General features: G+C 34.6%; 6 protein-coding genes. 2 read left to right on the top strand and 4 right to left on the bottom strand.

Annotated features, from left to right (window positions below):
- The first annotated feature begins 336 nt into the window (after nt 1-336).
- Both G5T77_RS14955 and G5T77_RS14950 read left to right on the top strand, forming a co-directional pair.
- Nucleotides 337-1,173, top strand: coding sequence for an AAA family ATPase (locus G5T77_RS14955; protein ID WP_032055048.1), 837 nt, complete (start codon nt 337-339; stop codon nt 1,171-1,173).
- Nucleotides 1,174-1,182: 9 nt separating this feature from the next.
- Nucleotides 1,183-2,244, top strand: coding sequence for a ParB/RepB/Spo0J family partition protein (locus G5T77_RS14950; RefSeq protein WP_005005876.1), 1,062 nt, complete (start codon nt 1,183-1,185; stop codon nt 2,242-2,244).
- Nucleotides 2,245-2,288: 44 nt separating this feature from the next.
- Here G5T77_RS14950 and G5T77_RS14945 read toward each other — a convergent pair whose 3' ends face one another.
- The 4 genes from G5T77_RS14945 to G5T77_RS14925 form a co-directional block, all read right to left on the bottom strand.
- Entirely contained in the window at nt 2,289-3,116 is an 828-nt protein-coding gene (locus G5T77_RS14945) for a hypothetical protein (RefSeq protein WP_166135305.1), read from the bottom strand.
- Complete coding sequence (locus G5T77_RS14940; RefSeq protein ID WP_032055046.1) at nt 3,113-4,219, bottom strand: ParM/StbA family protein; 1,107 nt, start codon at nt 4,217-4,219, stop codon at nt 3,113-3,115. Before G5T77_RS14940 ends, G5T77_RS14945 begins: the two co-directional genes overlap by 4 nt.
- Nucleotides 4,220-4,524: 305 nt before the next feature.
- On the bottom strand, nt 4,525-5,820 hold the full coding sequence (locus G5T77_RS14930) for an ATPase, T2SS/T4P/T4SS family (protein ID WP_005005886.1): 1,296 nt from the start codon (nt 5,818-5,820) through the stop codon (nt 4,525-4,527).
- Nucleotides 5,821-5,847: 27 nt separating this feature from the next.
- Nucleotides 5,848-6,657, bottom strand: coding sequence for a type IV secretory system conjugative DNA transfer family protein (locus tag G5T77_RS14925; RefSeq protein WP_166135302.1), 810 nt, complete (start codon nt 6,655-6,657; stop codon nt 5,848-5,850).
- Nucleotides 6,658-6,693: the final 36 nt, after the last annotated feature.

The raw sequence follows: 6,693 nt of genomic DNA, 5'->3' as shown, positions 1-6,693 counted from the left end.
AGCCTGATAATGAAAAAAACCACGCTAAGGAATCTAAAGCTGTTATCAGTCTGATAATGAAAAAATCAACGATTAAGAATCGAAAGCTGTTATCAGTCTGATAATGAAAAAACCACGCTAAGGAATCTAAAGCTGTTATCAGCCTGATAATGAAAAAAACCACGCTAAGGAATCTAAAGCTGTTATCAGTCTGATAATGAAAAACACATAAGATATGGACACATGTTAGGCATATAGATTGAAAAAGTTAAAATATATTAAAAATAAAGTGAAAAAGTATTTTAAATATTTTTCAAATATTGTATTGTTTGACTTTACTTGAAAGGTGATTGAAAAATGCAAAAGAACTCAGGAAAAACTTATATTTGTACAAGCATCCATTTTAAAGGTGGTGTGGGCAAAACAACATCTACAGTGAATTGTGCTGCTAAGCTTGGAAAATTAGGTTATACGGTTTTAGTAATCGACTTAGATAGCCAACGTAATGCAACAAAACATATTTCAAATGTTCCAGATATTGACGATATAGATGGCACTCTAAAAGATATTTTTGAAAACTATAAAACAATTAACATCCACGATGTTATACAAGGTCCAGATAAAACCAACTTTGAAAATGTATCTTTGATTCCTTGTGCTAAAAACATTCGTGATGTTGAGATCAATATTCAACGTTCTAGTCCAGTTCCTAATGAAATTATTAGAAGTGTATTAAGAAAGATAAAAGGGGATTTCGACTTTATTTTGTTAGATTGTCCACCGCGAATGGAAACTTTAACTTTTAATGCTTTGTTAGCATCAAACAGTTTATTAATTCCATTACAGGGTGAATACAGTATTCAGGGTTTGGAAGATATACTTAACTCTATGGATGATTTAGAGACAAGCAATCCAGATTTAAAAATTCTATCGCCAGTACTAAACTTTTATAACAAGCGTAATACAGTGGATCTTACCTTGGCTGAAGATATTCGCAATGAATATGCTCAACCAAAATTACAAGAAAAACTGGTAAATAAGGAATTAATCTGTATTCCAAATGCTACGGTTTTTAGTCAAGCATCATATGTTAAGTGTTCCGTATTTGATCTGGATGCTGGAAAAGAAACACCAGCAAAACAAGCAATTAATCAACTTGTAGATCTAATGGTTTCTGAATACAAAAAATTATAAGGTGCTGATATGAACTTTAAAGACAAAGTAAAAAGCATGAAAAAAACACCTGTTGCTAATGCAACAGGGAGTGACGCTCAAGTTACTGATGTAAAAGAAAATACAGCGACTCCAGCCATAGAAGAGGGGAGTCTTAACCCACTAGCTAAGCGAGAAACAAAAAATATTGTTAGCGGATCTCATTTAGAATCAATCGACATTGATTTAATTGATCCATCACCTTATCAACCACGTATCATGAATAAACGTGTATATGAGAAGTTGCCAATTTTGGCTGCTGATATAGAAATTAATGGACAAATTAACCCAATTACTGTTCGACAGAAGGGTAATCGTTACGAGTTAATTGCTGGTGAGAGACGTTTTAGAGCAATTAAAGAGATTTTAAAGCTAAAGAGAATTACTGCTTTAGTTAAAACATCTATGAATGATGATAAAGCTGCTATAACAGCTTTATTGGATAATACTGCTAGACATAATCTTACAGATTTTGAAAGCATATTAAAAATCAAGCAATTATGTGAAGAGTTCGGTTATCCTTTTGAAAGTTATGAATTTGTTACTGAAAAATTTGCGATTGATAAGTCGAAGTATTTCCGTCTCAAATATATTCTAGACTTACCTGAGTTCATTTTGGACTCTTTGAACGAAGATCCTGAGCTAATTTCTGGATATATTGCTCAAGAAGTGAATACCGCAATAAATAAAGCTTTAGAAACTAAAACCGAAAAAGCAATTTTCGACTTGTTAAGACCAGAATGGGATAAATACGTTGAAGAATTTAAATCCACGGGCAAGCGTCATAAAGGATTTATAGCTATTTTGAGTGAAGAAGAAAAAGCAAATAAGGCGACTAAGCCTGAAAAAACTGAAGAAGCTACTACTGAAGAACAATCGAGTAAGAATAAATTCGATTTTAAAACAGATAAGGGCGTTAAATTTGGTTCTATGAGTTCTGAATGTGGTACCAAAGGTAAGAGTGTACTTAAGTTGCGAGTAGCCTTGGATGCCGATATTACAGAAGAGAAAGCTAGAAAAATTGAAGAGTTTTTTAAGAGCTTGAATGATTGAAGTTTCAAAACTTTGAATGAAAAAAACCGGCATTGCCGGTTTTTTTATAATAGATCTGGATTAAAAGTCTTGTTAAGCCAATCCGAATTACTTGGATTGGTTACTGGTTTTGATTCAGATACGTTTTGACTTGGTTTAGCATTGTTAATTTCGGATGTTTCGGTATTTTGAGATGTTTCAACGGTAGGGGAGTGGTCCTGAATGTTTTTATGTTCAGTATGTTTAGCTTCCTTTATCTTAACTGCTTTTTGAACAGGAACCTCCTTGCTCTTGATAGAATCAGTTACGGGCTTTTTAGGTGATTGTTCACTTTTCTCCTTACTACTTTCTGGTATTTGTATGGTGATATGATCAAGATACTTTTTTTCAAGATATTCAATATCATACACATAGTAAGCAGTATTAAACTTGGAGTATGTTTCAACACAAGTACTTAAACCAAACCTTAATAGGAAAGAATTGACAGAATATAGGCTTGCCATATCCTCATTAACTTCATACAACTTATAAAGGTATGAAAGCTCAATTAGAACCGCTATACCAGCATGTAAAACAGCAGTTATGTAATTTCTACGAAGCTTTCCTTGAGGATGTTTTTTAATTGAATTAAATAGTTTTTGATTTGCATTTTTATCTATTTTCATTCGTACAGGCTGTGCAAACATCTCGTCTATTTCATTTTGCACTGGCGCATTTAGAAAAATCTTCTGCTTGTCAGTACAAAAGATAAATCCCAAATACAGCAGACTTAAACTAAAAGCGTTTAAGTCTAGACCTGGTAGATTTCTATTAACACTACTAATCACATCAAGATCTTCTCTTGTTAAGTGAATTAATTGATAGGATAGTTGTATGTAGTTTGAATCTGTCATTTGATTTCTGCGTACATTTTATACATGTATTTAGCTAACTTATATAAACCTTTAGCATTGGCGTACTCTGGTGATTCTGCGATTCTTACGTTCGGTAAGTCGTACTTTTCTTTAATCTCTTTTTCAAGAAAAGCTGCACCGCCTCCACAAAATAATACTAATGCTAAATCATCTCCTCCACCGATCTGTTTAGAGATAAAGTTATTTAATTCGATCATGAATTCGTTTTTAGCTTGCTGAATTAAACCTGTAATATCTTTGGCTTGAGATCCTATACCATAATTTCCAGATTTTAGTGCGAAATCTAGCCAGTTAGCGTTAACCGTTTTATAGCCAGATTCAAGAATTAAGCTAGTGATTCGTTCATAGATGGTAAGAATACCAAGGTTACGTGATGTAGAACGATGGCCATCAAGCATGTTTCCTCCATCTAATGTGACTACAATATCAGTGGTTTTACCGCCAATATCGATTACAGCACATTCAGAACTTATTAAAAGATCACTATCTTCTGACCCGTTTCCGTGTACATCAATAATCTCATTAAAATAAGCTGTTTGAGCTTCACATTTAACAATATGTCTTTTAATGATATTAAGCGGTTTACCAGCTTTATGATCTTTTAAGTTGTAGCAAACATCACCATTGAGTAGAAAATTAGTTTTCATATCAATAAGTGGCATGTTTTTGGTTTTTTCAGGTGTGTAATAGCGACTAACAGGAAGTGAAGTAGCGATTGCAAACGCTCTACCATCATATGTTCCGATATGGTCAATATAGGCCTTAATTGCCTGGTGTATTAGTGCCTTGTTATATTCAGATGTCGGGTATTCATCTGTTCTGGTATCTAGAGGAACACTACTATTGATCTTCTTACCAACTGTATAAAGGTTTTCATTAACTTTAACCACATAATAGTCAGTAGATTCCTCTTCGCCAGTGAGGACTTTTCCTGAATAAGCAATACTAGGAATAGTCAGTTTGATTTCATTTCCATCTGGATCTAGACCAGCATAAAGCTTTGTACCGCCATGTCCATCATCAATACCTAGAACAATATAACGTTCTTCAATCGCTGGTTTTTCATTTTGAGTATTTTTCATAAGTTTACCTTTCAATTTTTCAAGATTTACAACGAGTAACGTCTTCTACCGCGTCTAGTGTATTTATTGCCCCCAAAAACTAAGCGTCTAAGAGCAGAGGGGATATAGCTGTATTTGTATTTAAATACTTTTTCAATAACCAATGTTGCTACTATCAAGCCGATGAAAAGCATAAGTTTGAATAAGGAAAACTTAATAACAACAGCTAGAAAAGGTATAAACAAATATCCGTTTAAACCGCCCCATAGGATTAGATTTAATCTAAATTGCGACCAGTGTGCATATTGATCATCCATATTCGCCTCTTAATAAATCAGTTTGTAATAGTAGTCTTCATGCAAACGACCAGCTTTGAGTAGATCGTCAGCTTGTTTCCTGAAACTCTTACTGATGTTTGGATCTGAACCATCAGAATTAATCATTAACTCTCGAATAAACTTCTGTTGAGCATGAATATCATCAATTAAAAGCAATTGTTCTTTAAGTTGAGGTGATAAAATTAAGTGTTCCCTTACAGCAAATACCTTGCCGTTCACATCTTTAACAAGACGTTGAGCAATCAATGTATAAACTGAACCAATAATGTCAGCTGCAGCCTGAAGATGTTCTTCATGCTTAAAGCGCTTCAACATACGTGGAATAATTTTGTCTACTGTGGTTGCGTGAACCGTTGCAAAAACAGGGTGGCCAGTTAAAGAAAGTTCTAGAGCTGCAGAAATTGTTTCTTTATCTCGCAATTCACCGATTTCAACTGCAGCAGGACGTCTACGCATCGCCTCTCTATTTGCATCCGCAAAAGTCTCGAAGTTATTGGGGATTTCACTTTGACTAACAATACTGTGTGTGCTTTCAATTGCGTCATACTCGTATTCGATAGGCTCATTGTGAGTTAAAATATTTCCACGAATATGAGTATTATTTTCCAACACATAGCGAATATTTGAAGCTAGTGTTGTACTTTTACCAGAACCAGTGATACCGCCGATGATGTAGCAACCATTGTGAGGTAGCGATCTATTGATGAAATCTTCATCTAAACCCACTTTTGAAAAGTGAGGGGGGATGCCAGAAATTGTACGTAACGTTATCTGAAAAGAATCTCCAGATCCACGATACGAAGTTCGAGATACGTTCACACGAAAGTTATAACGAGTTTCCTTACCTGAAGCGTCTTTCTGCAGAATACGATATGCCTTATTAATAAACTTATTATTAATAAGGACTAAGTAGGCATTTTCATCAGCAATCGTTCTTAGGATGTGTAAAGCTTCATCACGATTGATAATACGGTGTGTTAACGAATATAAGTCCAAGTCTTTCATCATTGTGATGGGGCGATCTGGACTAATGAAAATATCTGAAGCACCATGAGCTAATGCTTCATATAGAAGACTTTCAAATTCATCGCGACTTTTAAACCCTTGTTTCGGATCTTTGTATGTCGTTATGGCTGTTAATGTAGCCAAACCAAAACCACGACTAGAATCGTAGTCTTTGCGAATGTCTTTGGTAGCTGTCAGAATCTTATTTTCAGATCCTTTAATCTTGTTAACATCAAATAATGCAGATTTTGCTTTTAATGTCGAAACCTTCATTTGCATTTAAAACTTCCAATTGAGTTAGCGAACTTAAGGTTCGCTAACAAGGTTAATTTTTGGAATTTGATAGCTAGGTGCAATTTGTTCAGGTTGGAGAATTGGTTTCCAAGTTTCAATATTTGAATTGAACTGCGGTAATTGTTGGATTTGAAGCAATTTCATATCAAGAGCAATAGTGTCTTGTGTAGAAGTAACAGCCAGTGATTGACTGCTAATTGCTGGCATTGATAACTTGCCCTCTAAAACAAACTTATGGAAAGTAACCATCCCCAAATAATCTCGTTTAAGACGATCTACTGCATCTTCAACAATATTTCGGCCCTCAACTAAACCCATTTCATAAGACTTAGCAGCAGTCTCTTTCCATATTTTTCGTTCTTGTTCGTTAGCTGGTAACATTTCTTTCGGAATGAAAGTCACGTAATCAACATTGCTATCAAGTGTAGGGAAAACAAGGTACTGACGCCAATCAGGTGCACGAGTACTGAAACGAGCTTGTTTCAAGATTTTATAAGTCTGCTTAGTCGTCTTGTACGACATGGCATTAGGTGTCTCAGTTACATCTTTTGATTCAATAATAACCGGGGGAACAACAACACCTTTGATCATGTAAGGTTTAAAGTTAAAGATTGTATCAAGGTTACGCTCTTGGCTTTTGATGACCTCACGAGAGTTGCTTAAATACGTATTGATCCCTAACTTAATACCTTTTTGCTTAACCAATTCAAGCATGGCTTCATAACGAGCTTGCTGTTCAACATTACTAACATGAACTTCTAAAGAAGACTGGTTAGATGGGTTTAGTAGCTCTTGTAATGAAGCATTATTATAGTAGTCCATAAAAACTCCAGATATTTATAAAAGGATTTAAAGGGT

It is taken from the genome of Acinetobacter sp. GFQ9D191M, assembly GCF_011174875.1.
In the GTDB taxonomy this organism is placed as follows: domain Bacteria; phylum Pseudomonadota; class Gammaproteobacteria; order Pseudomonadales; family Moraxellaceae; genus Acinetobacter.
Note: the sequence above shows the minus strand (reverse complement) of the source record. Positions and strands in the feature narration are given on the sequence as shown.